Origin of the sequence: Bacillus silvicola (assembly GCF_050524305.1) — a bacterium.
Taxonomy (GTDB): Bacteria; Bacillota; Bacilli; order Bacillales; family Bacillaceae_G; genus Bacillus_A; species Bacillus_A cereus_AT.
This window is the reverse complement of sequence record NZ_JBNGVC010000001.1, coordinates 506766-532629: the sequence shown is the minus strand read 5'-3', so window position 1 is coordinate 532629 and position 25864 is coordinate 506766. Positions and strand designations below refer to the sequence as shown.

Here is a 25864-nt window from a genome sequence, read left to right as displayed (position 1 = left end):
AGTAACCTACGCACATGAAAGTGCATCATTGCCTTTTTTCATAAACATAGATACACTTTTAATATAATAAACAACTGAGATGATTAAGGAGTGTTATACTTGGCAGAATTATTACAAGGTAAAAATGCTTTAATTACAGGAGCAGGTAGAGGGATTGGTCGCGCTGTAGCAATCGCATTAGCGAAAGAGGGCGTAAATGTAGGTCTTTTAGCTCGTTCAGAAGAAAACTTAAAAGCAGTTGCGAAAGAAGTGGAAGCAGAAGGCGTAAAAGCTGTTATTGCCACTGCTGACGTATCTTCATATGAAGAAGTAACGACTGCAATTGAAACTTTAAAAAATGGTTTAGGATCTATCGATATTTTAATTAATAACGCTGGTATTTCTAAATTCGGTAAGTTTTTAGAACTAGAAGTTGCTGATTGGGAAAAAATCATTCAAGTAAACTTAATGGGTGTATACTATGCAACTCGCGCCGCTTTACCAAGCATGATTGAACAACAATCTGGTGATATTATTAACATTTCATCTACAGCAGGACAAAAAGGCGCGCCTGTAACAAGTGCATATAGTGCTTCTAAATTTGGTGTTCTTGGCTTAACAGAATCGTTAGCGATGGAAGTTCGTAAACATAACATTCGTGTAACGGCTTTAACTCCAAGTACAGTAGCGACTGATATGGCTGTAGATTTAGGGTTAACTGATGGAAATCCTGATAAAGTAATGCAAGCAGAAGATATTGCAGAATTTATCGTAGCACAGCTGAAATTAAATAAACGTACATTTATTAAATCAGCAGGACTTTGGTCTACTAATCCGTAAGGGCTACATTTATCAACAAAGAAGGGACATCTATTCTGTAATGGAGTGGATGTCCCTTCTTTATTTTTGTGTGTGAAACGAAATTTTCGGTATAATCAAGTGTGAATGGTAGAAAAGGATAAAAAAACTTTAAGGGGATGGTATTTACATGAGTACGATTGAGAAATGGACGGCTGTTGATCAATATATGAGTGATGTATTAATACCGAAAGATTCTACATTAGAAGAAGTCCTTCAAGCAAACGCTGCAGCTAATTTGCCAACACATGATGTATCGCCAACGCAAGGGAAGTTTTTGCAACTATTAGTACAAATTCAAGGAGCTCGTAACATTTTAGAGATTGGTACTTTAGGTGGATATAGCACGATATGGCTTGCAAGAGCATTGCCATCTGGAGGTCGAGTTGTTACATTGGAAGCAAGTGAAAAGCATGCCGAAATTGCACGTAGCAATATTGAACGTGCCAATTTGAATGATAAAATTGAAATACGAACAGGATTAGCACTACATTCTTTACAGCAAATAGAAAATGAGAAGTATGAACCATTTGATTTTATTTTCATAGATGCAGATAAACAAAATAACCCTGCTTATTTTGAATGGGCACTGAAACTATCACGCCCTGGTACCGTAATTATTGGGGATAACGTAGTACGTGAAGGTGAAGTAATTGACAATACTAACAGCGATCCTCGTGTACAAGGGATACGTCGTTTCTATGAATTGATAGCTGCAGAACCGCGTGTAAGTGCTACAGCGCTTCAAACTGTCGGAAGTAAAGGGTATGATGGATTTATAATGGCAGTCGTAAAAGAGTGATGTGAGGAGGTAAAAGGGATGAAAAAGAAATTTCAAAAATTATAACATGTATCTTGTGTAACACAGCTAGCTCGTGGACCTCCAACATACATAAAAATATAAGTTTATATAAAAATTGGAGGTTAGGAATAGATGAGAACTGAAAAAGAAATGTTAGACTTAATTGTTAATACAGCAAATGAGGATGAAAGAATTCGAGCAGTCATCATGAATGGATCACGTGTAAATCCAAATGTGAAAAGAGATTGTTTTCAAGATTATGATATTATATATGTTGTAAAAGATATCCAATCTTTTACGTCTAATCATAATTGGATTCAAAGATTTGGAGAGATAATGATTGTACAAATGCCGGAAGAAATGTCATTAATTCCAGCAGATGAAGACGGAAAATTTCCGTACTTAATGCAGTTTATGGATGGGAACCGAATCGATTTAACGTTAGTTCCGGTTGATTTGATACATACATTCGTTGGACAAGATAGTTTAAGTAAACTACTTCTTGATAAAGATGATTGTATTGGAGAATTTTCTATAGCAAGTGATAAGGATTACTTAATAAAAAAGCCTACAGAAAAAGAGTTTTTAGATTGCTGTAATGAATTTTGGTGGTGTAGTACGAATATCGCAAAAGGGTTATGGAGAGAGGAACTTTCTTATGCAAAAGGGATGCTTGAAGGGCCAGTACGAGATATGTTAATCGTAATGCTAGAATGGCATATTGGTATGAAAACAGACTTTACAGTTAATGCAGGGAAGTTTGGTAAGCATTTCGAGCAATATTTTGAAAAAGATATATGGCAACAATTTAAGAGGACCTTTTCTAATGCTGAATATGAAAACATATGGGAGTCATTCTTTGTAATGGGAGATTTATTTAGGGAAGCTGCGAATGAAATTGCTAGCACTTATGGTTATCAATATCCGCAAGATGATGATGACAAAGTGACGAGCTATTTAAAACATGTGAAAGCTTTGCCGAAAGATAGTACAACGATATATTAATTGTATAAAGTAGTAAGACTGTCCTAATTATGGACAGTCTTATTTTTGTTCATGAATAAGAATTTCTCTAACAAAGTGCAGCTGAATCACATATGAAATTTTAGGGAGGTTTTTATCATGTATTATTTTTATTCACCAGAGATGTTCGTTCCATTTCAATGGGGATTAGAGCGAAATGTTTCGTATGCTTATATGCCATATAACTCATTTTATTATGGAGACTATATAAGCTCATTGCCATACGCTTTACATGTTTCTCAAAATTATGAAGTCCATATGAAAGAAAAGGATCGTGGGTCATGGACACCGTTTTCGTGGGCCGAAAAATATGCGTATGCATTTTCAGGTCCATATAATAAAGCGGAAGTAGCTCTTACATTTGATGATGGACCAGATTTAGTATTTACGCCAAAAATTTTAGATAAGTTAAAACAACATAATGTAAAAGCTACTTTTTTTCTGCTTGGTGAAAATGCAGAAAGGTATCCGAATGTAGTAAAGCGTATCGCTAATGAAGGGCATGTAATTGGTAATCATACGTATAACCATCCGAATTTAGCGAAAGTAAATGAGGCTGAGTACCGTAATCAAATTATAAAAACGGAAGAAATATTAAATCGTTTAGCTGGTTATGCACCTAAATTTATACGTCCGCCGTATGGTGAAATACTTGAAAATCAATTGAAATGGGCAACGGAGAAAAATTTTATGATTGTACAGTGGAGTGTTGATACGGTTGATTGGAAAGGTGTAAGTGCTGATACGATTACAAATAATGTGTTAGGGAATTCATTTCCAGGTAGTGTCATACTTCAGCATTCAACTCCAGGCGGACATTTGCAAGGATCTGTAGATGCACTAGACAAAATCATTCCGCAGTTAAAAATGAAAGGGGCTCGGTTTGTAACGCTTCCAAGTATGTTCCAGACATCGAAAGAAAGAAAGTGAATGTGTTATCAATTGGGAAATTTAGGGTTATGTCGTATAATGAAAGTGTAGGTTAGGAGGGGATATAATTGATTGATGCACTAGTAAACATAGGAATGAGCATATTGATTGGTGTTATATTTATACTTGCTGCACTTATACTTCAAAAAAGTCCACCGACAGATATTAACGCGGCATATGGTTATCGTACGAAGCGATCTATGAAAAATAAGGAACTATGGGATGCGGGTAATAGGTATAGTGCGGAAGTGATGAAACAAAATGGTTTCATCATGATGTTAATTGGAAGTGTTATTAGTATACTGTTTAGATATCCGCATACAATGATAGCGGTTATGATTGTTATGCTGTTGTTAATTATTCGCTTATTTATACAAGTAGAGAAAAGGTTGAAGCTCCTTGAACAATGATGATAAATAAAATAGGACTCCCCGGATATTATAAGCTAGGGGTCCTATTTTATTTATAAACTATTATTTTTTAGTAATTCTTTTCCTTGTTCTATAACAAATTCGTAGTATTGAAGGTCATAAGGGTAAATATCTTCAAATGTTATTGTAATCAGTTTATTGCTCAAAACAGAAATAGCCGTAAAAGATGAAATCTCTCTTTTTAATAGTTGTAGAAAAGAAGTTGCGTGTATTTTCATCACATCGTCTACTTCTTCACCTGGTGTAAAAGGTAGAGGTTGTATTACATTGTGAAAATACATATGACAAAATTCGCGATCAGTAAGATTAGAAATTTCATAATCTATTTTAAAGATTCCTTTGTATGCTAAATCAGTAGTTTGAAAAGAAAGCCCTAATTCTTCTTCAATTTCACGAAGACCGCCAATTTCTACTTCTTCATCATGCATAATGTGCCCAGCTGAAGTAATATCCCATATATTTGGAGCTTCTTTTTTATTTTTAGAGCGTAATTGGAAATATAAAAACATATCTTCATCATCTTTTTCTACAAACCAGCAATGGAATGTTTCGTGCCAATCACCGTCACGATGCACTTCATCACGTAATTTCTTTCCAAGTGTATTTTTTTCAGAATCAAATATCGTTAACCACTCTGTCATTTTAATTCCCCTTTCTGCAAATTTTATTATACAATATTGTATTGAATTTTGGGAAAATAAAGAAGAAGGAGTGGCTATAAGTGGAGATAGAGAATAAGGAAATAAAATCAATAATTTCAACTGAGGAAGAATTAAGACAAATATTGGGGCAACCAAGTGAGCGGGCTTTGAAAAAAGTTATTTCATCACTTGATCATCATTGTGTAGATTTTCTGTCTAAATCTCCTTTTCTAGTATTATCTACTGCAAATAAATTAGGAGAGTGTGATGCTTCGCCGAGAGGGGATGCACCTGGATTTGTATATATATTAAATAATAATAAAATTATCATTCCAGAAAGACCGGGCAATCGTCGGATAGACTCCATTTTGAATATTATTTCAAATCCACGCGTAGGGCTAATCTTTGTTATTCCTGGTCTTGGGGAGACACTCCGAATAAACGGTAAAGCATATATTACAAACGATGAAGAAATTTTGAAAGAAATGCAGGCGAATGGACGTAATCCGTTACTTGGAATTGTTGTTGAGATAGAGGAGTGCTATATCCATTGTGCAAAAGCTTTTATACGTTCAAAAATGTGGGATCCAGAATCGTGGTTAAATAAAAAAGAGTTACCTTCAGCAGCGAAGATGTTACTGGAGCATGCGAAAGTGAATGCTTCAGAAGAGGACGTTGCACGTTCTTTAGAAGAAAGTTATACGAAAAGATTGTATTAAAAAATTCTTTATTGATATAGTTTTAGAAAGTAGAGATCTTCTCGTTTTAAAATGGAATATTTATATATGAACTGTTGATTTGCAAGCTAGTAAATTGCAAAAAAAGTAATAAGAGCAGTCATTGTAAAATGTTATTGTGAAATATAATGAAAAATTATCTTTAAAATAGTGAGTAAAAATAGGCTTGCTTTTTAAAATTTTCATAACTATAATAAGTTAACAAATAGACATGAACGAAAAAGTAACGATAAGGACATGAGATGATTTTTACGGTTTACAGAGAGGGAAGACAAGGCTGTGAGCTTCCTAACACGAAAAATGATCTTACCACCTTTGAACTTCAATAGTGAACGAGTAATCTAGTAATTATTGACGGTATCAGCCGTTATCTGAACTTGAGCAATCTAGAAGAAAATAAGTCTAGGTTGGAACAAGGGTGGAACCACGAAAACACATTCGTCCCTTTCCTAGGGATGAGTGTGTTTTTTATAGCTTTTAAGATTGAAAATTTAAAATAATTAAAAAATATATTGTTTTTGTCTTTTATGCGAGTATAATGAGTTAACAAATATATATGAGCGAAAAAGTAACGATAAGGACATGAAATCATTTTTACGGTTTACAGAGAGGGAAGCCAAGGGTGTGAGCTTCCTAACACGAGAAATGGTTTTACCACCTTTGAGCTTCAATAGTGAACGAGTAATCTAGTAATTATTGACGGTATCAGCCGTTATCTGAACTTGAGCAATCTAGAAGAAAATAAGTCTAGGTTGGAACAAGGGTGGAACCACGAAAACACATTCGTCCCTTTCCTAGGGATGAGTGTGTTTTTTTATTACTTTGAAAGGAGGTGCTGTAATATGAAACGATTTGTACGTACGGAAATAACCACCACCTGTATGGGGAAATGGCAGAGTAAGGTGATTGATAGAGCCGAAAAATAAAATTTTAGGAGGAGATTAGAAGATGAATAATGTAATTAATGTTGGGGTAATCGGTTTAGGTACTGTCGGAAGTGGTGTTGTTCATATTTTGAAAGAGCATTACCAAAAAATCGCACTTGATACAGGGTGTGAAGTAAAGGTAAAGACAGTCGTTGTGCGTGATTTAGAAAAAGAACGTGACGTTTGTATTGATGGAATCGTAGTTACGCGTAATGTGGATGAAGTTCTAAATGATTCAAATATAGATATTGTAGTAGAGGTAATGGGCGGAATTGAAGAAGCAAAACAGCATATTATTAAGGCATTACAAAGTAAAAAACATGTTGTAACAGCAAATAAAGATTTAATGGCTGTATACGGGGCTGAGCTTCTACAATTAGCAAATGAAAATAATTGCGATTTGTTTTATGAAGCAAGTGTAGCAGGTGGAATTCCAATATTAAGAGGATTGGCAGACGGACTGGCCTCAGATCAAATTGAAAAAATAATGGGAATTGTAAATGGAACAACTAATTATATGTTAACAAAGATGAGTCAAAATGGATGGTCGTATGAAGAGGCTTTACAGGAGGCACAAAAATTAGGTTTCGCAGAATCAGATCCAACAGCAGATGTAGATGGTCTGGATGCAGCAAGAAAGGTAGCGATTCTTGCTAACCTAGGTTTTTCGATGAATGTTTCTTTAGATGATGTTCAAGTTAGAGGGATTCGAAAGGTTGAAAAAGAAGATTTAGAAATGGCGAAAAAGTTAGGGTTTACTATGAAACTAATTGGTAAAGCGGAGAAGCAAGGATCATCTATTCATTTAAGTGTAGAACCGACTTTATTGCCAAGTCACCACCCATTATCGAATGTGAATAACGAATTTAATGCGGTATATGTTCATGGTCAAGCGGTAGGAGAAGTGATGTTTTACGGACCGGGCGCTGGGAAGTTACCAACTGGATCTGCAGTAGTTAGTGACATTATTTCAGTCGTTAAAAATATGAATCAAATACCGAAACATAAAAGTGTATTAAAAGAACCAGAGCCGTATGAATTACAAGATGATGAAGAAGTAGTTTCTAAATATTTTTTACGTATTTCATTAAGTGATGAACCTGGGATGTTACAAAAAATAACAGAATGTTTCGCTAATTGTTCTATAAGTTTAAAAGAGGTAATTCAGTTGCCGCTGAATAGGGACCTTGCAGAAGTTGTTATCGTGACACATCACACTTCAAAATATCAATTTGAACAAGTGTTAAGAGCGATTGAAGATATCGCAAGTGAAATAAACAGTTACTACAGTATTGAGGAGGAAAAACAATATGTATAAAGGACTTTTAAAACAATATGCTTCATATTTACCGGTAAGTGAAAATACACCAGATGTTAGTTTAATGGAAGGGAATACACCTCTTATTCCATTATTAAATATATCAAAGCAATTAGGAATTCAGTTATATGGGAAGTACGAGGGAGCGAACCCGACAGGTTCTTTTAAAGATCGTGGTATGGTAATGGCGGTTGCTAAGGCGAAAGAAGAAGGCTCAGAGGCAATCATTTGTGCATCAACAGGTAATACATCGGCATCGGCTGCAGCATACGCGGCACGTCTCGGAATGAAGTGTATTATCGTAATCCCAGAAGGGAAGATTGCGCACGGGAAATTAGCGCAAGCAGTCGCTTATGGGGCAGAGATCATTTCAATAGAAGGGAACTTTGATGATGCACTTAAAGCTGTAAGAAATATTGCTGCAGAAGAGCCAATTACATTAGTAAACTCAGTGAATCCTTATCGAATTGAAGGACAAAAAACAGCAGCATTTGAAATTTGTGACCAGTTGCAAAAAGCGCCAGATGTTCTAGCTATCCCTGTTGGGAATGCAGGAAATATTACAGCATACTGGAAAGGGTTCTGTGAATATGAGAAAGAAAAAGGGTATAAGAAACCAAGAATTCACGGTTTTGAAGCGGAGGGAGCAGCAGCGATTGTTAAAGGACATGTAATTGAGGCGCCTGAAACGATTGCAACAGCGATTCGTATTGGTAATCCAGCAAGTTGGTCGTATGCAGTAGAGGCTGCTGAGCAGTCAAATGGTGAAATAGATATGGTATCAGATGAGGAAATATTACATGCGTATAGATTGTTAGCAAAAACTGAAGGAGTTTTCGCTGAGCCAGGATCAAATGCTTCATTGGCCGGTGTAATTAAACATGTTCAATCTGGAAAAATCAAAAAGGGAGAAACAGTTGTTGCAGTATTAACTGGAAATGGTTTGAAAGATCCTGATATCGCTATTTCTTCTAATAAATTTGACATTGCAAGTGTTGCAAATGATATAGAACAAATCAAAGATCATATAAAAGGGGTGATTATGTCGTGATACCATTAAGCGTTCGTGTTCCTGCTAGTACAGCGAATGTTGGACCTGGATTTGACTCGGTGGGAATAGCTTTGTCATTGTATTTAGATGTGGTAGTAAAAGAGCAAGCTGATAAATGGCAAGTCATCCATTCCTTTGAAGATTCAATTCCAACAGATGAAAAAAATTTAATCGTTAGCACGGCATGTAAAGTGTGTCCTTCTTTATCGCCCCATATAATAGAAGTTACTAGTAATATTCCGCTTACAAGAGGTCTAGGAAGTAGCGCATCAGCGATTGTAGCAGGAATAGAGCTTGCGAATCAACTGGGCAATTTGAACTTAACAACTGATCAAAAAGTTCAAATTTCCACAAATTTTGAAGGGCATCCAGATAATGTCGCTGCTTCTATTTTAGGCGGAACAGTAATCGGAGCACTGGACGGGAAAAATGTTTCGGTTGTAAGGATTGAAAGTAAGGAATTAGGCGTAATTTCTCTCATTCCGAATGAAGAGCTAAATACGGATGAAAGCCGATCTGTATTACCAGAGGTGTTTCCGTTTCATGAAGCAGTTAAGGCTAGCGCGATAAGTAACGTATTAGTAGCTGCGTTATGTCAAAAGAAGTGGGAAGTTGTTGGTGAAATGATGGAAAGAGATCATTTTCACGAGCCATATCGTTTAGAACTTGTACCGTTATTACCGTCAATTCGTAAATGTGCAAAAGAATTCGGAGCATATGGCACAGCGCTTAGCGGTGCGGGACCGTCCATTTTTATATTAACTCCATATGAGAAACGACAAGAAATTGCGGAGCAATTAGCGAGAGTATTTACAGCTATGAAAGTATGTGAGCTTGAAATCGACCATAAAGGGATTACTGTAAATAAGGAAGAACATATTGGATTATAAAGAAAGCTAGCATCGCTAGCTTTCTTTATGTTGTAAATATCTGTTAAATTGACATGTAAAAGAAAGATAATAATGTATAATTTAGTAAAGAGTGTATTAATTTTGGAGGTGCTTATATGAATAAAGAGTCACTAGAAGAAAAAAGAGAACGTATGAGACAAAGTGAATTAAAAAGTAATCCCACTGGTTCCTTAAATGACGGACTCAATAGAGTGGAATCAGGTAGTCCTGTTGATATGACAGGGGGGATGAATTGGAAAGGTACAGGGATAATCATCTTAGTACTACTTTTAGGATACTTTGTATACACTTACTTTTTCAGTTAAAGAATGTTTGTTAAAATTTTGATTTGTTTAGTTTCATAATTAGTGAAAAAGAAAAAAGCAGTTATCGTATTACATATCTTTTAAGCGAGTTAAAGTTGTTCATATCACCTTTTTTAATACTCCAAATAGAGCTAGCAATATGCTAGCTCTATTATTTTTTGCCACATTCCTGTAACAAAGCACCTGTATATTCATTGGTGGAGGTGCAGAGGATGAAAAAAATGATAGCGATATGTCTTCTTACAACTATGTCATTTTCGACTTTAGTCGGTTGTGATGTAAAAGGTAATAATACTGTACAAGAGTCTAAAATAAAGAAAGCGACGTATAAAGATTTTACTTACGATGTAAATCCAGAAACATTCACAATAACTGTAGAACATGAGGGTGTAAAGGAACAGGCATCACAACCCCTACCGAAAATGAAGGTATCGAATGTAAAAAAAGAAAAGGATCGTACATCGTGGGAATATCCAGATGAAAAAGTAAAAGTAAACTTAGAAAAGAAAAAAGACCACTTAAACATTGAAGTGGAATCGACTGGTGCGGAAAGCTTTACGTGGCCGAAAGTAGAGGCTGAAAATTATACACTTCCGTTATGGGAAGGTAAGCAAATTCCGAGCAATGATGAGAATTGGAAGAAGTTTTTAAAGGATGATGCATATTCATTTGCTGAATCATTTTCTATGAAGTTTTTTGCATTAAATGGTTCTAAATATTCGATCGTATATATTGCGAATAATATGTTTAATAATGAATTGAAATTTCATTCAAATCCAAAAATAGGGTTTGATTTCACACATGAATTCCCGAGTATAAATAAAAATAAAACATATGGCTTTCAATTATATGTGACAAATAATGATGCAGTAAGTATTGCTAAACTGTATAAGGATAATATTGTTGAAAAAGGTGAATTTAAAACATTACAAGAAAAGGCAAGAAAAAATAAAGAAATCGAAAAGCTTTATGGGGCAGCTCATTTTTACTTTTGGAATCAAAATGGTTTATCAGAAAGTAACGTAAATTGGCCGAAGCTAAGAGAGCAAATAAATAGCCCGGTGTTTAGTCATATAAAAGAGCTTATTCAAAAAAATAGTTCAGAGCCTGGGGAATTGAATGTATTTGAGCAGGTGAGTAAACAAGACTTTATCGATAAGTACCAAAAAAATGTTATTTTACGCTATACAAACGAAGTATTATCTATGAAGGAATTGTATAAAGAGGATATTTTCCCGAAAGTTAATCAGGAAGCTAGTGTGTTATTAAAGAAAGGTGTAGATCACTTATCGAAGACAGAGCTGTATAGCTTAAATAAACATTTATTAAAGTCAGTACTCGGTGATGCAGTTGAAGAAGTAAGTAAATGGGGTAAAGCAGATGGGACGGATATACTAAAGGAAATGAAAGAGGCCGGAATAGAAAAGGCGTGGATTGGTTTACCGAACTGGGAACAAGGGTTTATGCAGCCTAATTTCGTTACAGAAGCGAAGGAAATGGGATATTTAGTTGGTCCGTATGATTCTTATCATTCTATTCACGAAAAAGGGGATAAAAATTGGAACACAGCTTCCTTTACTGACCCATCATTATACGAAGAGGCTACTGTAACGAAGAAAAATGGAGAAAAGGTGCAAGGGTTTTTAGGTAGAGGGCGAAAACTAAATCCGACATTATCACTTCCTAGTGTAAAAGAGCGAATGAACGACATATTGCAAAATGGTCCTAAATATAATTCATGGTTTATCGATTGTGATGCGACAGGTGAAATTTATGATGACTATTCGGCAAAACATATAACGACACAAGAACAAGATTTAAAAGCAAGATTAAAACGAATGGATTATATTGCGCAAGAAAAAGGTATGGTAGTGGGCTCTGAGGGCGGAAATGATTTTGCGAGTAGTACGATTGCATTTGCTCATGGAATTGAAACGCCAGTTATTAAATGGGACGATGAAGATATGAGAAAAAACAAAACAAGCCCGTATTATGTAGGTGGATATTGGTCACCAAATCAAAATGTTCCCGAAAAATATGCAAAACAAGTACCGTTGAAAGAAGAATATAAACAAGTATATTTAAATCCAGTATATTCGGTACCATTATATAAATTAGTATACAACGATTCCGTTATTACAACGCACCATTGGGAATGGGGAAGTTTGAAGGTGAAAGATGAAGTTGGAAATCGTATGTTATATGAGTTATTGTATAATGTTCCTCCGTTGTACCATTTAGATGAAATAGAGTGGAATAAGCATAAAAAAGAAATTACACAGCATCTGAAAGTTTGGAATGAAGTTCATGAAAAAGCAGTAAAAGAAGAAATGACGAACTTTGCATATCTGTCAGAAGATAAGCTAGTACAATCTGCTTCATATGGAAAGGATATTAAAATTATTGTGAATTTCTCAAATGAAGATGTAGAAATAGAAAAAACGAAAATACAAGCAAAATCAGCTTTAATTAATAATAATGGGAAGCAAATGATATACACACCAAATGAGAAATAATAAGGTGAAACTTTAATCAGTGGGGGTGTTCATCTCCCACTGATTATTAGCCTTCAATCGAGCTTTTACAGGAAAAATTTCACTCTTTATTCTTACTGAAATTCGAGGCTCTTACTACCTAAATAACAGAATGGTAAATCTGTGAATTCGAATGCTTTGAAGTGTTAAATTTTTGAAGTTGATAAACAGTGACTTGCCAAAAATAAGCACGAGAGTATAATGTGAAATGGAATACATATTGGATTCATGATGTAACCTTACAAAAATGTAAGGTGATTGAAAGGAAATTCAATATGAAGATTACTAGACATACATTATACTAGGAAAAGAGAAAGAGAGGAGAATGAACATGAGCTCTGAATTAGAACAAAACACGAGAAGTAATAAAAAGCGTTCTAAAAGAAAGTCAATGAAATGGTTCATATTAATTCCATTTTTCCTACTTATTTTTGGAGGAGTAGGATATGGTTCGTTTATATATAACAAAGCAAAAGCTGTTGTAAGTGATGCGTATGCAAAAATTGATAAGTCATCAAAGCGTGATAAAGAAGTTGAACCTTTAAAGGATAATATTTCAATATTAATTATGGGTGTAGATGGAAGTGAAATGAGAAAAAGCCAATATGGCGAAGCGGTTCGAACGGATGCACTTTTATTAGCAACAATTAATAAAGATGATAAGTCTGTTAAGCTAGTAAGTATTCCACGTGATTCACGTGTTTATATTCCAACTAGAAAAAAACTAGATAAAATTACTCATGCTCACGTATTTGGTGGCGTGGAAAGTACCCGAGATACGGTGGAAAGATTTTTAAATGTCCCTGTTGATTATTATGTGAAGTTTAACTTTGAATCATTCGTACAAATTGTCGATTCAATTGGTGGTATTGATATTGATGTACCAGTTACTTTCACTGAACAAGATAGTAAAGATCAAGCTGGTATGATCCATTTAGAAAAAGGTTACCAACATTTAAATGGAGAACAAGCACTTGCACTTGCAAGAACGCGTAAAATTGATAGTGATGCAATGCGTGGTCAAAGACAACAACTTGTAATTGAAGCAATTGCGAAAAAAGCTATGTCTGTTCAATCAATTAGCAAAATGGGCTCGTTACTTGATGCAGTGGATAAAAATATGAAAACAAACTTAACGTTTGATGACATGCTTGCTATTACGAAAAATATGGCTGGATCTGACTTGCAAATGGAAAAAATGCAAATTGAAGGTACTGATAAACGTATTGGTGGTATTTATTATTACATTCCAAACGAAAAAAATGTGAAAGATATTTCGAATAAGTTAAATGAGCATTTAGGTGTAACACCAAAGTCAGTTCGAAATGAATAGTAAAAAAGATTGGCCTTAGCCAATCTTTTTTTATGGGAATACAATTGTAACTTTTCTGTAACGATTTTTTATTTTAGAAAAATTATACTCATATGTATGAGAATATTGGAGAAGCAAAAAGTGTAAAAAAATACTTAAAATCTGTAGTAAGGAAAGATATCATATGCCGAAATGGATAAGCATTATGGGAATCGTCTTTATATTGACTGGATGTAAAATATCTGAAGCTCCGACGAGTTTAATGGAAGCTCCTGCAAATGAAAAGTGGATTAATGAATTAAGAGAGCAAATAGATAAAGATTTGCCTGTTAATTATCGATTGCTTACTCCAATGTCTAATAAAGATAAACAGATGATTTGGTCAATGGATTTTAAACAAGATAATAAAAAAGAAGCAATCGTCTTTTATAAATTACCGAATGAAGATCGGAGTATATATTTAGCTATTTATGCGGAAAGCAGCAAGGGCTGGAAACTAAAGTCCACTCATACATTTGATGGTGAGGATATAGATATCGTTAAAGTCGGTGATTTTACAGGGAACGGGAAGCGGGAGTTATTAATTGGAATCTCTGTAAGTCGTGAATCTTTAGAACATGTAATGTATGCTTTTTCGGAAGAAAATGATGATATGAAGGAGATTTATAATCGGCAATATACGAAGTTATTTATAGAGGATTTAAATGAAAATGGCCTTAATGATATAAGTCTTGTTACTTATAAAAAAGATGAGCAATTGAAAGTTGAGCTCATTGAGCAGTTTAATACAATGTCAGAAGTTACATTTGATCCTTATATAAATAGTATTCAAAGAATACAAATGGGACGTATTTCTAACACGTCAAAGGCAGTTGTAATTGATGCAGGAGTGGGGGCTCATTCAGGTATAACATATGTAGCGAAATTTGATAAGGATCATTATGAGGGACTACCTATAGACGGGAAAGAAGATTTATTTAATGATTATGTTGTGGAAAGTAAAGACGTTAATGAAGACGGCATTATTGAATTTGTTCGTACTGTGCGTCCAAAAGGTTGGGAAGAGGTATCGTATGGAGAGAGCACAATGTTTGAACGTTATATACAGTGGAGTGAAGAGGGAATTAAACCGATAGAAGAAAGATATGTCAATATAGATAAAGGTTATTTTATCAAAATCCCTCAAGAGCTAATTGGAAAAATAACTGTCCCAGTTCAGCAAGAAGCATCGGATGTTCAAAAATTTATGGATGTAACTACAAATAAAATATGGCTTGAAGTCCATATTTTTAAGCGGAAAGAATGGTTCAAAATAAAAGGATACGAGGCAGCAGTTAAAACGGCTTCTCACGTATATGCAGTACCGAAGCAGTCTAAATTTGAAAAAGTAAAAGCATATATAAAACCGCTAGCGGATTATCAACAAGAGTAGGGAGGTGGGAATTATGTCAGCAATTTTAGTTTTAGAAGATGAAATACCAATCCGTAGCTTTATTGTCTTAAATTTGAAACGTGCTGGATTTTATGTATTAGAAGCTAGTACTGGAGAAGAAGCGTTACAGATTTTAAGTGAACATACTGTTGATGTAGCGGTACTTGATGTTATGTTACCGGGGATTGATGGTTTTCAAGTATGTAAAGCTATCCGGGAAGAAAATAAAAAAATGGGCATTATTATGTTAACAGCGCGTGTACAAGATGAAGATAAAGTACAGGGGCTAGGAATTGGTGCAGATGATTATATCGCAAAGCCGTTTAGTCCAGTAGAATTAATTGCACGTATACAATCTTTATTAAGAAGGATAGAAGTACATGAAGAAACAACGAATACAATCACGTCTGGTCCGTTTTCGTTAAATATCATAGAAGAAAGATTATATAAAGGTGGACAATTAGTTGATTTAACCCCTACAGAGTACATGATACTACAGTATTTAATGAATCAGGCTTCGAAGCCGGTTTCGCGTGATGAAATTTTAAATATGATTTGGGGAACTAATTACGTAGGCGAGACGAAAGTAGTCGATGTAAATATGAGACGGTTACGTCAAAAGATAGAATATAATCCGTCAGAACCAGAGTTTATCCATACTGTGTGGGGAAAAGGATATGTGTGGAAGGAAACTATAAGATGAGACGGAAAGTGACTTTATATTTTATGACGGTCATTACACTAATGCTTGTATTATTTGAAGTAGCATTTTCAGTTTCAATTTATCGATATTATTATAATAGTATTGTGCAATATGTTGAATCTCATGCAAAGACAAGTACACGTTTTTTCTCGGAATACAATTCACTATATTTTATTCGATTGCAAGAATATAGTGGAGAAATAATTGAGAGTTTCCAATTAGAAGGAACGGAATTACAATTGATGGATCGTCACGGTACGATTATACAGTCGTCCAGTGGACAAAAGGTAGAAGGTAAAGTAGTTATTCCGTATTCTTTACTAGAAGGGGAAATGTATCATCAAGTTACTACTACGAAAGATAACGTGAAACAGTTAGAAGTGTTTAGTCCACTTATTCATCAAGGACAAACTATCGGTGTTTTGAAATATATGATTGTTTTAACGGATGTAAATGCAAAGATTATTGAAATTATTATGTTTACTATTTCAGTTGGAATTGTCATCTCAGGTATCGTATTTTTAATAAGTAGACGATTGGCGAATTCGTTTGTGAAACCTCTCGAATCTATTATTCATGCTTCTTCGCAAATTGCAGAAGGTACATTAAAGGAGCAAATTAAAGAAGATTATCCTGGTGAATTAGGTGAGTTAGCACATAGTTTAAATTATATGGCCGATAAAATAGAAAAAGCTGAGCAAATGAAAAATGAATTTATTGCCTCTATTTCGCATGAAATACGAACACCTTTAACAGGAATTAAAGGGTGGAGTGAGACGTTAAAAACAGTAGATCATTTAACAGATGAAGAAATAAAGCAAGGTATGGGAATTATTTCAGGTGAAACAGACCGATTGATATATTTAGTAGAAGAGTTACTAGATTTTTCAAGATTGCAGTCAAATCATTTTAATTTATATAAACAAAAAGTGCAATTGTACGATATACTAGAAGAGACGATTTGGCAATTAACTCCTAAATCAGAAGAGAAACAGATTCAACTAGTTGCTAATTTAGAACGAGTAGAACTAGTAGGAGATCAAAATAGATTAAAACAAGTTTTTCTAAATATTATTCATAATGCTATTAAATATTCAAATGAAAAAGGTACAATTTACATTGAAGCGGCCAAAAGTGAAGGAAAAGCCGTGATTAAGGTGACAGATCAAGGTATTGGAATTGCTAAAGAACATCTACCATTTATAGAGCAGTCATTTTATCAGATTAATAACCATATTGAAGGCGCAGGTATTGGATTAGCTATCGTCAAAAAAATGGTGGATCTTCATGGTGGTACGCTTAGTATTACAAGTAGAGAAAGAGTAGGAACAACAATTTTGATAACACTCCCACTATAATTTTTACATAAAGTATGTTTATATAGTGTAATAAAAATAAATAGATGTATAATTATATTGGGTGATTTATATATAAGATTAATAGGGAGAGGAATTCGATAGAATGGAAAAGGCTTTTAAAATTAAACAAGTAGTAGTTGTTATAATAGCGATTGCAACAGTAGCTATTGGGTATTTTATGTTTCAATCAATTACTTCACCAGCAAAAGCTGTTGCGAAACAAGAAAATGTAATACAGCTTGCAAGTGAACAACCGAAAGTTGAAATGAATAAAACGGCACCAAGTCGTTTTAATGGACAGGAAAGAAAAGTTGCTTACCTTACATTTGATGATGGGCCAGGAAAATATACGGCTGAATTATTGAATATGTTAAAACAGCATGATGCGAAGGCGACATTCTTTTTAATTGGTGCGAATGTGAAACAGTTTCCTGATTTAGTAAAACGTGAAAATGCAGAAGGACATTATGTTGGAATGCATAGTATGACACACAATTTTGCGAAGTTATATAAAAATGGCGAGTATGTTAATGAAATGAAAGAAGATCAAGGCTTAATCGCAAATATTATTGGGAAAGCCCCTAAATTAACACGTCCTCCATACGGATCGATGCCTGGTTTAAATGAAGGTCTCCGAAATAAAGTAGTTGAGGATGGTTTAAAAGTGTGGGACTGGACAATTGATTCTTTAGACTGGAAATACAATAAAGTACCAGTTGATGCAGCGGCAGCGCAAATCGCTCAAAATGTATTAGCTGGTGCAACAAAACCGCAAGAGGTCATTTTAATGCATGACATTCACCCGCAATCAGTTGCTGCTGTACCAGCAATTTTAAAGGGTCTAAAAGAAAAAGGTTATGAATTTGAAGCATACCATGAAGAGAATCACTTCCCAGTAAATTTCTGGCACGATAACCGTATGTAATTGGAGGAATTGAAGTTGAAGTATGGAAAAGTAGCAGTAGTTGGAGCATTATCAGTAGGATTATTATCAGGTTGTTTCGGTGAAAAACCAGAAGAAAATTTATATACGGCTTTTGAAACAGCAGCGACACAAGAAAAATCGTTAGCTGATGATACGAAAAAGTTAGAGCAATTAGAAAAGCAAGGGCAAGAACTATATTCTCAAATTTTACAAGAGGGTAAAGAACATAATGAAGCAGTCACGAAGAAGATAGAGGAAGCTACTGCAAATGTAAATGAACGTGAGAAAGTATTGAAAAACGAGAAAGAACTGTTAGAGAAAGCTCAGAAGGAGACGAAATCAGTTCAAAGCAATATAGAGAAGCTTGAAGATAAGAAATTACAAAAACAAGCTAAAGCAGTAGAAGAGTCGTATAAAAACCGTTATGAAGCATTCCAAAAAATGAATGAGGATTACACGAAGGCGTTAGCGAATGAAAAAGAGCTGTATGAAAAATTAAAAGTAAAAGAAACGAAGTTAAAAGAAATTGGTGAAAAAGTTAAAACTGTTAATGAGTTAAATGTGGAAGCTCAAAAGGCGAAAGAACAATTTAACAAACATACAAAAGAGTATAATGACAGTAAATTAGCATTTTACAAAGATGCACAGATTAAGATTAAAGAACAGAAATAAAGGAGTATCTTAATCTCGATAAAAAACTATAGAAAAAGCCGAAAAAACATTGTAATAAAAATGTTTTTTCGGCTTTTGTTGCTGGATGAATAGAAAAGACTGGAATTGATATCATAAAAGAGTTATAGTGTATTATTCGAAGGAAAACATTGTAAAGTAAGGAGAATGAAATATGTCATATGAATTTTTATTCAAATTAGGTTTAGCACTCTTTTTAGGATTATTCATCGGGATAGATAGGCAGCTAAAGAATAAACCGCTTGGTGTGAAAACGAGTATGGTTATTTCTGTAGCAAGTTGTTTAATTACAATGGTTTCAATTGAATCTGTAAATGTATATTCTGTACCGGGTCATACGAATATGGATCCAATGCGATTAGCTGCCCAAATTGTTAGTGGTATCGGTTTTCTTGGAGCGGGGGTAATTTTACGAAGAAGTAATGACGTTATTTCAGGGTTAACGACTGCGTCTATGGTATGGGCTGCTTCTGCACTAGGTATTGCAATTGGGGCAGGATTTTATATACAAGCGACGGTTGCTATGATTTTAATCATTTTAGCAATTAACGTACTTCCTCAAATTGTGAAAATTGCAGGCCCGTATTCATTAAGACAAAAGGACTTATCTATAAAAATTACTGTAAAAGAGCATCAAGAATTAGATGGTATATTTAAGCAAATAAAAAATTTAGGTATGCATGTGAAACGAGTGAAAATTAAAGATATTGATAATGGAGCATTTCAGCAATTGGAGATGGTTATTTTAGCTCCAGAAGATTTATATACAACTGAGTTATACAGTTCTCTAAAAGAGATTGATCGTGTTGTCTCAGTTGAAGTTGAAAGTAGATAAAAAAGAGTGAAGTGAATTCACTCTTTTTTATTTGGATTTTTAAGGAAAAAAATTGATATAATGAGGAGTAAACAAGGGGGAGAAAATGATGGAGGTACATATTAGAAGAGCGATAAAAGATGATATATCAGGTATAGCAAAGGTACACGCTGATAGTTGGAAAACAACGTATAAAGGGATATTCGCTAATGAAATTTTAGATAATATAACATATGAACAACGAGAAAAACAGTGGGAAAGCATTTTTCAAAAAGAAGGTAATCATCAATTTAGATTTGTAGCAGAGACATTAAATGGAACTATAATCGGATTCATTGATGGGGGAGTTGAAAGGAGCGGTACATATAATTGTGATGGGGAATTATATGCAATTTACCTTTTACAACAGTATCAAGGACTGAAAATAGGCCAAAAGTTATTTCAAGCATTGCTATCAGAATGTATAAAAAATGATATGCAATCTCTTTTAGTTTGGGTCGTTACTAATAATTCTTGTAAAACGTTTTATGAAAAATTTAACCCTGAAAAAATTGATAAGAAATTTTTAGAGAGAGTACAGGTAGAAGAAACAGCGTATTGCTGGAGAGATTTGAATATTTTATATAAAAAATTACAGGATTCAATATAAAATAATAATATTATGTAAACAAGCAAGCAGGTATACGTTTAGTATACCTGCTTGCTTGTTTTGGATCGATAATAATGAAAAATGCAGAAAATATTAAGTAATTAGTTTGAAAGGAAGATATTTTTAATCATGTTTTTAATGAGATTAAAGATATGTTGAAAAATAATAAAAATTCGGTCAGATGAAAAAATTCTGAAACATACCCTTGAATTGATAATGATATTCAATTAGAATCATAATTGATAATGATATTCAATTATTGTTTATTAAATAAAATTTCGATAGCTTTAATATAAAGAGGAGGACCAGTATGCAGCATGCGAAACAAATCGCAGAACATGCAACAATACAAAGCTTTTTAAACTGTTATTTAAGAGAAACAGGGAGTGGAGAATGGATTACAGGGGATGAAAGAATGGAAAGTATCTTCAGTAATACGTTAAATAGAGATACAGTCCCCACATATTTATGTTGTCGGTTATCAGCACAGAACGTTACTTTGTATGGAGAAGTTTTATATAAATCATCAACAGATCGCCATTTGTTTGGAGAACAGTTTTATTATCAAATTGGAGAGTGCAAAACTGTTATAAAAGCAGATTATGTTACAGTTATTACGTTTTTAATAAAAGAGATGTCTATCAACTATGGAGAAGGTACGAATCCTGCTGAACTTATGCTTCGAGTCATTCGTAGTTGCCAAAATATTGAGGAATTTACAAAAGGTAGAACAGAAGATACATCTGCATTATATGGTTTCCATACAACTTTTATAGAAGCGGAGCAGTCTTTATTATTTGGGCATTTAACTCATCCTACCCCAAAGAGTAGACAGGGTATATTGGATTGGAAAAGTGCAATGTATTCTCCAGAATTAAAAGGAGAATGTCAGCTTCATTATTTTCGGGCACATAAAAGTATAGTAAATGAAAAATCGTTATTATCAGATTCTACAACAACAATTATAAAAGAAGAATTAAGTAATGATGAGATAGTTAGTAAGGAATTTATAGAGAAGTACTGTAAGGAAGATGGGTATTCATTAATTCCTATTCATCCGCTTCAAGCAGAATGGCTATTACACCAATCTTACGTACAGGATTGGATAGATCAAGAATTGCTTGAGTATGTTGGTCCTATAGGCAAGTATTATATGGCAACATCATCACTGAGAACGCTATATCATCCTGATTCGAAGTATATGCTTAAGTTTTCATTTCCAGTGAAAGTAACGAATTCAATACGTATTAATAAATTGAAAGAACTTGAGAGTGGTCTTGAAGGGAAGGAAATGTTAAATACGGCAATTGGTGAAGTACGAGAAAGGTTTCCAGGTTTTGATTTTATTTGTGACCCAGCCTTTATTACATTAAATTATGGGACACAAGAATCTGGATTTGAAGTGATTATTCGAGAGAATCCTTTTTATAGTGAACATGCAAATGACGCTACATTAATTGCTGGGTTAGTTCAAGACGCTATACCTGGAGAACGTAATCGTTTATCGAATATCATCCATCGCCTAGCAGATTTAGAAAGTAGAAGCTGTGAAGAGGTAAGTTTAGAGTGGTTTAGACGATATATGAATATTTCTTTAAAGCCGATGGTATGGATGTATTTACAGTATGGAGTTGGATTAGAGGCACATCAGCAAAATAGCGTTGTTCAGCTAAAGGATGGTTATCCAGTAAAATATTATTTCCGTGATAATCAAGGGTTTTATTTCTGTAATTCAATGAAAGAGATACTTAATAATGAGCTAGCTGGTATTGGAGAACGTACTGGAAATTTATATGACGATTATATTGTAGATGAAAGGTTTCGTTACTATTTAATTTTTAATCATATGTTTGGACTTATTAACGGTTTTGGTACAGCAGGGTTAATTAAGGAGGAAATTCTACTTTCTGAATTAAGGTCTGTACTTGAATCATTCCTTCCATATAACCGGGAACCTTCTACATTTTTAAGAGAATTGTTGGACGAGGATAAGTTGGCATGCAAAGCGAATTTGCTAACGAGATTTTTCGATGTCGATGAGTTAAGTAATCCGTTAGAGCAAGCTATTTATGTACAAGTACATAATCCGCTCGTTAGAGAAGTGGCTGTTCGTTCCTAAATAGCGTTAAAATTTCACGTAATACAAATAATGGAATTTCGTAATAAAGTGGAGGGATTTATAAGAGTGGACATGTATCACACGAAAATATTGAGGGCACTCGAATCAGAAGATTACATTTCAGTGCGAAGAAGGGTGTTACGTCAATTAGTAGAATCGTTAATTTATGAGGGGATTATAACGCCAGTTCGTATTGAGAAGGAAGGACAAATTCTGTTTATTATACAAGGACTTGATGAAGAAGACAAAAGTGTTTCGTACCAATGTTATGGAAGAGAGCGGATGACATTCGGTCGTATTTCTTTAGACTCATTAATAGTAAGAGTCCAAGATGAACAACAAGAAATACAATCTGTGTCGCAATTTTTGGAAGAAATTTTTCGAGTTGTTAACGTGGAACAAGCCAGATTAGATTCTTTTATTCACGAATTAGAACAAACGATATTTAAAGACACGATTGCACAATATGAAAGAGATAATAAGGAAGAATACACTCAAAAATCTTATGATGAGTTTGAAAGTCATTTAATAGATGGTCATCCCTATCATCCTAGTTATAAAGCACGTATCGGTTTTCAATATCGTGACAATTTTCAATACGGATATGAGTTTATGCAGCCAATGAAACTCATATGGATTGCAGCTCATAAAAAATACTCAAGTGTAGGTTATAAAAATGAAGTGACTTATGACAACATTTTAATAGAGGAGATTGGAGAGCGTAAATTAGAAGAGTATTTGGAACGAATTCATAATGTGGGATGTAATCCAAAACAGTACGTGTTTATACCTGTTCATCCATGGCAGTGGGAGAATTTCATTATCCCGAATTATGCTGATCATATACAGGATAAATTTATTATTTATTTAGGAAAATCAGAGGATGAATATTGTGCGCAACAATCTATGAGGACGTTAAGAAATGTTACGAATCCAAAGAAACCATATGTAAAGTTATCGCTGAATATACTCAACACTTCAACGCTCCGTACGTTAAAACCATATTCTGTTGTGAGTGCACCAGCTATATCGAATTGGTTACATGATGTCGTAAGCAATGATTCGTATTTACGAGATGAATCGCGCATAATTTTGTTACATGAGTTTTCGAGTGTAACGTATGATACGAATAAGAAATCTGTATATGGTTCATTAGGATGTATTTGGCGTGAAAGCGTTCGTAAGTATTTGGATACTCAAGAGGATGCAATTCCCTTTAATGGCTTATATGCAAAAGAGAAAGATGGGACACCAATTATTGATCCATGGTTAAACAAATATGGAATAGAAAATTGGCTGCAATTACTCATTCGAAAAGCGATAATACCTGTTTTACATCTTGTTATAGAGCATGGAATTGCATTAGAATCACACGGTCAAAATATGATTTTCGTCCATAGAGAAGGGATCCCTGTCCGTATTGCACTAAAAGATTTTCATGAAGGGCTGGAGTTTTATCGTCCATTTTTGAAAGAAATCGAAAAAAGTCCTGACTTTACTAAAATGCATAAAACATATGCGAATGGTCAAAAAAATGATTTCTTTGAAATGGACCGTATTGAATGTTTGCAAGAAATGGTTTTAGATGCGCTGTTCTTGTTCAATCTAGGTGAACTGGCTTTCGTGCTGGCAGATGAGTATCAATTGAAAGAGGAACAATTTTGGATCATTCTTGTTGAAGAAATAGACAATCATTTTGAAAGATTTTCGCATCTGAAAGAACGTTTTGAAGCATTACAATTATATGCACCTACATTTCATGCAGAGCAATTAACGAAGCGGCGCTTATATATGGATGTGGAATCACTTGTTCATGAAGTTCCAAATCCGTTGTATAGTGCAAAGCAACTTACAATACAAAAATCAGTTGTTACAGGGGGAAATCATGCTAATCGTTAATAAACAAGAATTTAGCAAAAATGATTTTGAATTGAGATTACAAGGTTACGAGGGAGTGGAACAATTTCAAGAAGCAAAAGGAAATAGATTTGCACTTTGTCTGAAAAATCCATTCGATATTATTACGCTTGTGTTTTTCCTAAAAGTAAAAAGAGCATCTGTACTACTTATTCATGAAGATACGCCAAAGGATACAGCTATTGAAATAGCAGAGCGTGCAAAGTGTACTGCACTTTTATACGGAGAAAGTAACGATTTTACAAAATTAGAAGTTCCAAATCTGTTACAAGAAGAACCGTCTTTATTACAATATAGTTCAGGCACAACAGGAGAGCCAAAACTAATTCGTAGAGCATGGACGGAAATTGAAACGGAAATTGCTGCTTACAATGAAGCTTTAAAATGTGAAGAAGACGAAGTTCCAATTGTAATGGCTCCAGTTTCACATTCATATGGATTAATTTGTGGTACGTTATCAGCAATTACGAGAGGTAGCAAACCTATAATCATTACAAATAAAAACCCTAAATTCGCATTAAATATAGTTCGTAATACCGAAAAACATATCATATATGCAGTACCACTTATGCTACATATTATGGGGAGTTTTCCGCAAGGGACTTTTCAGTTTCATAAAATTATGACATCAGGGTCACCATTACCAGAAACGCTATTTTATAAGTTAAAAGGAATGACGAAATATATGATGCAGCAGTACGGCTGTTCTGAAGCTGGTTGCATTAGTATATGTCATGCTATGGAAACACATTTAGATTTAGGAAAACCACTTCCTCATGTAAGTATTAACATAGGTTCAAATGAAGATGAACCTGAAGAAATCGTAGTGAAAATTGCTGGAAAGGAGATTTATACAAAAGATTTAGGGTATAAATCTGAGCAAGGCCTTCATTTTATGGGGCGAATGGATGATGTTATTAATGTATCCGGTTTAAAGGTATTTCCTATAGAAGTGGAGGAAACGATGCTTCGATTAGAAGGTATTCAGGAGGCAATTGTATATCGCGGGAAGCATCCTGTGATGGGAGAAATAGTAAAAGCAAAAGTAGTCTCTCGTATTGAACCAGTACAAATAAGAGAATGGTGCATACAGCATTTACCGTCTTATAAAGTGCCGTATGAAATTGAAAATGTAGCAGAGATTCCGAAAAATAAAACAGGGAAAGTAAGTCGGAAGTTATTAGAGATGGGAGAGATGACACCATGAGTCGTGAAATGTTAAAAGAAGCAGTTTTAAGCATTATGAGAGAAAAAATGGAACTGAAAAATGTAACGCATTTAGAAGAAACGATGCATTTAAATCAAGATTTATATATAGATTCGGTAATGATGTTACAGCTCATAGTATACATAGAAATGGATTTAAAGTTATGCGTTCCAGAGGATGAGATAGACCCAAAGGCGTTTCTTACTGTAGGATCTTTGCTCGATTTTATGGAAGATTTGCAGCCGTTACACGAAGTAAATGTGAATAACTAACCTTTAGGAAAGTGGATGAG

The 25864-nt window shown here is 34.2% G+C and carries 24 protein-coding genes and 2 other annotated features; of the genes, 23 read left to right on the top strand and 1 reads right to left on the bottom strand.

Translation table 11 applies throughout. The features are described 5' to 3' along the window. Nucleotides 1-99 precede the first annotated feature (99 nt). From ACP6L7_RS02760 to ACP6L7_RS02740, 5 genes are all read left to right on the top strand, one after another. Entirely contained in the window at nucleotides 100-819 is a 720-nt protein-coding gene (locus ACP6L7_RS02760) for a 3-ketoacyl-ACP reductase (protein ID WP_002012353.1), read from the top strand. A 148-nt stretch (nucleotides 820-967) separates the two neighbouring features. Further along, entirely contained in the window at nucleotides 968-1639 is a 672-nt protein-coding gene (locus ACP6L7_RS02755; RefSeq protein ID WP_097832466.1) for an O-methyltransferase, read from the top strand. 132 nt (nucleotides 1640-1771) lie between these two features. Continuing rightward, the gene (locus ACP6L7_RS02750; RefSeq protein ID WP_097832465.1) at nucleotides 1772-2644 is read left to right on the top strand and encodes an aminoglycoside 6-adenylyltransferase; all 873 of its coding nucleotides are present in this window, start codon (nucleotides 1772-1774) and stop codon (nucleotides 2642-2644) included. A 117-nt stretch (nucleotides 2645-2761) separates the two neighbouring features. Continuing rightward, nucleotides 2762-3592 carry a peptidoglycan-N-acetylglucosamine deacetylase gene (locus ACP6L7_RS02745; protein WP_097832464.1) on the top strand — a complete coding sequence of 277 codons (831 nt, stop codon included), beginning with the start codon at nucleotides 2762-2764 and terminating at the stop codon, nucleotides 3590-3592. 71 nt (nucleotides 3593-3663) lie between these two features. Beyond that, a complete protein-coding gene (locus ACP6L7_RS02740; protein WP_141533459.1) occupies nucleotides 3664-4002 on the top strand; it encodes an SdpI family protein in 339 nt (112 codons plus the stop codon). Nucleotides 4003-4055: 53 nt separating this feature from the next. On the opposite strand, the gene ACP6L7_RS02735 is transcribed toward ACP6L7_RS02740, so the two are convergent. Then, nucleotides 4056-4664 (bottom strand): NUDIX hydrolase, encoded by a 609-nt coding sequence (locus ACP6L7_RS02735; RefSeq protein WP_097832462.1) that lies wholly within the window; start codon nucleotides 4662-4664, stop codon nucleotides 4056-4058. An 80-nt stretch (nucleotides 4665-4744) separates the two neighbouring features. Between ACP6L7_RS02735 and ACP6L7_RS02730 the strand changes: the two genes are divergently transcribed. The 18 genes from ACP6L7_RS02730 (at nucleotide 4745) to asbD (ending at nucleotide 25844) form a co-directional block, all read left to right on the top strand. After that, complete coding sequence (locus ACP6L7_RS02730; protein ID WP_097832461.1) at nucleotides 4745-5383, top strand: pyridoxamine 5'-phosphate oxidase family protein; 639 nt, start codon at nucleotides 4745-4747, stop codon at nucleotides 5381-5383. Nucleotides 5384-5618: 235 nt separating this feature from the next. After that, nucleotides 5619-5850 (top strand) — a binding site (T-box leader). Between the two features lie 113 nt (nucleotides 5851-5963). Then, nucleotides 5964-6195: a binding site (T-box leader), on the top strand. Nucleotides 6196-6349: 154 nt separating this feature from the next. After that, nucleotides 6350-7645: a homoserine dehydrogenase gene (locus ACP6L7_RS02725; protein ID WP_097829799.1), complete on the top strand. Its 1296-nt coding sequence runs from the start codon at nucleotides 6350-6352 to the stop codon at nucleotides 7643-7645. Continuing rightward, the gene (gene thrC / locus ACP6L7_RS02720; RefSeq protein WP_097829798.1) at nucleotides 7638-8696 is read left to right on the top strand and encodes a threonine synthase; all 1059 of its coding nucleotides are present in this window, start codon (nucleotides 7638-7640) and stop codon (nucleotides 8694-8696) included. Before ACP6L7_RS02725 ends, thrC begins: the two co-directional genes overlap by 8 nt. Beyond that, entirely contained in the window at nucleotides 8693-9586 is an 894-nt protein-coding gene (gene thrB, locus ACP6L7_RS02715) for a homoserine kinase (RefSeq protein WP_097829797.1), read from the top strand. Before thrC ends, thrB begins: the two co-directional genes overlap by 4 nt. Nucleotides 9587-9702: 116 nt before the next feature. Continuing rightward, nucleotides 9703-9912 carry a DUF6366 family protein gene (locus ACP6L7_RS02710; RefSeq protein WP_097829796.1) on the top strand — a complete coding sequence of 70 codons (210 nt, stop codon included), beginning with the start codon at nucleotides 9703-9705 and terminating at the stop codon, nucleotides 9910-9912. Nucleotides 9913-10124: 212 nt separating this feature from the next. After that, nucleotides 10125-12428, top strand: a complete 2304-nt coding sequence (locus ACP6L7_RS02705; protein ID WP_097829795.1) for a glycoside hydrolase — start codon at nucleotides 10125-10127, stop codon at nucleotides 12426-12428. A 349-nt stretch (nucleotides 12429-12777) separates the two neighbouring features. Next, entirely contained in the window at nucleotides 12778-13779 is a 1002-nt protein-coding gene (locus ACP6L7_RS02700; protein WP_097829794.1) for an LCP family protein, read from the top strand. 163 nt (nucleotides 13780-13942) lie between these two features. Further along, nucleotides 13943-15190 carry a hypothetical protein gene (locus ACP6L7_RS02695; protein ID WP_097829793.1) on the top strand — a complete coding sequence of 416 codons (1248 nt, stop codon included), beginning with the start codon at nucleotides 13943-13945 and terminating at the stop codon, nucleotides 15188-15190. A gap of 13 nt (nucleotides 15191-15203) precedes the next feature. Continuing rightward, nucleotides 15204-15893 carry a response regulator transcription factor gene (locus ACP6L7_RS02690; protein ID WP_097829792.1) on the top strand — a complete coding sequence of 230 codons (690 nt, stop codon included), beginning with the start codon at nucleotides 15204-15206 and terminating at the stop codon, nucleotides 15891-15893. Then, entirely contained in the window at nucleotides 15890-17251 is a 1362-nt protein-coding gene (locus ACP6L7_RS02685) for a sensor histidine kinase (RefSeq protein ID WP_097829791.1), read from the top strand. The genes ACP6L7_RS02690 and ACP6L7_RS02685 overlap by 4 nt, the downstream gene beginning before the upstream one ends. Before the next feature lie 103 nt (nucleotides 17252-17354). Beyond that, nucleotides 17355-18176, top strand: coding sequence for a peptidoglycan-N-acetylglucosamine deacetylase (locus tag ACP6L7_RS02680; RefSeq protein WP_071745654.1), 822 nt, complete (start codon nucleotides 17355-17357; stop codon nucleotides 18174-18176). 15 nt (nucleotides 18177-18191) lie between these two features. Beyond that, nucleotides 18192-18848 (top strand): YkyA family protein, encoded by a 657-nt coding sequence (locus ACP6L7_RS02675; RefSeq protein ID WP_071745653.1) that lies wholly within the window; start codon nucleotides 18192-18194, stop codon nucleotides 18846-18848. A gap of 172 nt (nucleotides 18849-19020) precedes the next feature. After that, nucleotides 19021-19701, top strand: coding sequence for an MgtC/SapB family protein (locus ACP6L7_RS02670; RefSeq protein ID WP_000119498.1), 681 nt, complete (start codon nucleotides 19021-19023; stop codon nucleotides 19699-19701). Nucleotides 19702-19786: 85 nt separating this feature from the next. After that, on the top strand, nucleotides 19787-20329 hold the full coding sequence (locus ACP6L7_RS02665) for a GNAT family N-acetyltransferase (RefSeq protein ID WP_097829790.1): 543 nt from the start codon (nucleotides 19787-19789) through the stop codon (nucleotides 20327-20329). Between the two features lie 310 nt (nucleotides 20330-20639). Then, entirely contained in the window at nucleotides 20640-22448 is a 1809-nt protein-coding gene (locus tag ACP6L7_RS02660; RefSeq protein ID WP_097829789.1) for an IucA/IucC family protein, read from the top strand. Nucleotides 22449-22508: 60 nt separating this feature from the next. Then, nucleotides 22509-24347: an IucA/IucC family protein gene (locus ACP6L7_RS02655; RefSeq protein ID WP_141533551.1), complete on the top strand. Its 1839-nt coding sequence runs from the start codon at nucleotides 22509-22511 to the stop codon at nucleotides 24345-24347. Continuing rightward, on the top strand, nucleotides 24334-25572 hold the full coding sequence (locus ACP6L7_RS02650; protein WP_097829787.1) for an AMP-binding protein: 1239 nt from the start codon (nucleotides 24334-24336) through the stop codon (nucleotides 25570-25572). The genes ACP6L7_RS02655 and ACP6L7_RS02650 overlap by 14 nt, the downstream gene beginning before the upstream one ends. Continuing rightward, the gene (gene asbD, locus ACP6L7_RS02645; protein WP_097829786.1) at nucleotides 25569-25844 is read left to right on the top strand and encodes a petrobactin biosynthesis protein AsbD; all 276 of its coding nucleotides are present in this window, start codon (nucleotides 25569-25571) and stop codon (nucleotides 25842-25844) included. Before ACP6L7_RS02650 ends, asbD begins: the two co-directional genes overlap by 4 nt. Nucleotides 25845-25864 lie beyond the last annotated feature (20 nt).

Coding starts and splice junctions, on each gene's coding strand:
- ACP6L7_RS02710 (WP_097829796.1), top strand. CDS start 9,703: ATGAATAAAGAGTCACTAGAAGAAAAAAGAGAACGTATGAGACAAAGT.
- ACP6L7_RS02725 (WP_097829799.1), top strand. CDS start 6,350: ATGAATAATGTAATTAATGTTGGGGTAATCGGTTTAGGTACTGTCGGA.
- ACP6L7_RS02735 (WP_097832462.1), bottom strand. CDS start 4,664: ATGACAGAGTGGTTAACGATATTTGATTCTGAAAAAAATACACTTGGA.
- ACP6L7_RS02670 (WP_000119498.1), top strand. CDS start 19,021: ATGTCATATGAATTTTTATTCAAATTAGGTTTAGCACTCTTTTTAGGA.
- thrC (WP_097829798.1), top strand. CDS start 7,638: ATGTATAAAGGACTTTTAAAACAATATGCTTCATATTTACCGGTAAGT.
- ACP6L7_RS02695 (WP_097829793.1), top strand. CDS start 13,943: ATGCCGAAATGGATAAGCATTATGGGAATCGTCTTTATATTGACTGGA.
- ACP6L7_RS02650 (WP_097829787.1), top strand. CDS start 24,334: ATGCTAATCGTTAATAAACAAGAATTTAGCAAAAATGATTTTGAATTG.
- asbD (WP_097829786.1), top strand. CDS start 25,569: ATGAGTCGTGAAATGTTAAAAGAAGCAGTTTTAAGCATTATGAGAGAA.
- ACP6L7_RS02705 (WP_097829795.1), top strand. CDS start 10,125: ATGAAAAAAATGATAGCGATATGTCTTCTTACAACTATGTCATTTTCG.
- ACP6L7_RS02680 (WP_071745654.1), top strand. CDS start 17,355: ATGGAAAAGGCTTTTAAAATTAAACAAGTAGTAGTTGTTATAATAGCG.
- ACP6L7_RS02685 (WP_097829791.1), top strand. CDS start 15,890: ATGAGACGGAAAGTGACTTTATATTTTATGACGGTCATTACACTAATG.
- ACP6L7_RS02665 (WP_097829790.1), top strand. CDS start 19,787: ATGATGGAGGTACATATTAGAAGAGCGATAAAAGATGATATATCAGGT.
- ACP6L7_RS02700 (WP_097829794.1), top strand. CDS start 12,778: ATGAGCTCTGAATTAGAACAAAACACGAGAAGTAATAAAAAGCGTTCT.
- ACP6L7_RS02660 (WP_097829789.1), top strand. CDS start 20,640: ATGCAGCATGCGAAACAAATCGCAGAACATGCAACAATACAAAGCTTT.
- ACP6L7_RS02690 (WP_097829792.1), top strand. CDS start 15,204: ATGTCAGCAATTTTAGTTTTAGAAGATGAAATACCAATCCGTAGCTTT.
- ACP6L7_RS02750 (WP_097832465.1), top strand. CDS start 1,772: ATGAGAACTGAAAAAGAAATGTTAGACTTAATTGTTAATACAGCAAAT.
- ACP6L7_RS02755 (WP_097832466.1), top strand. CDS start 968: ATGAGTACGATTGAGAAATGGACGGCTGTTGATCAATATATGAGTGAT.
- ACP6L7_RS02745 (WP_097832464.1), top strand. CDS start 2,762: ATGTATTATTTTTATTCACCAGAGATGTTCGTTCCATTTCAATGGGGA.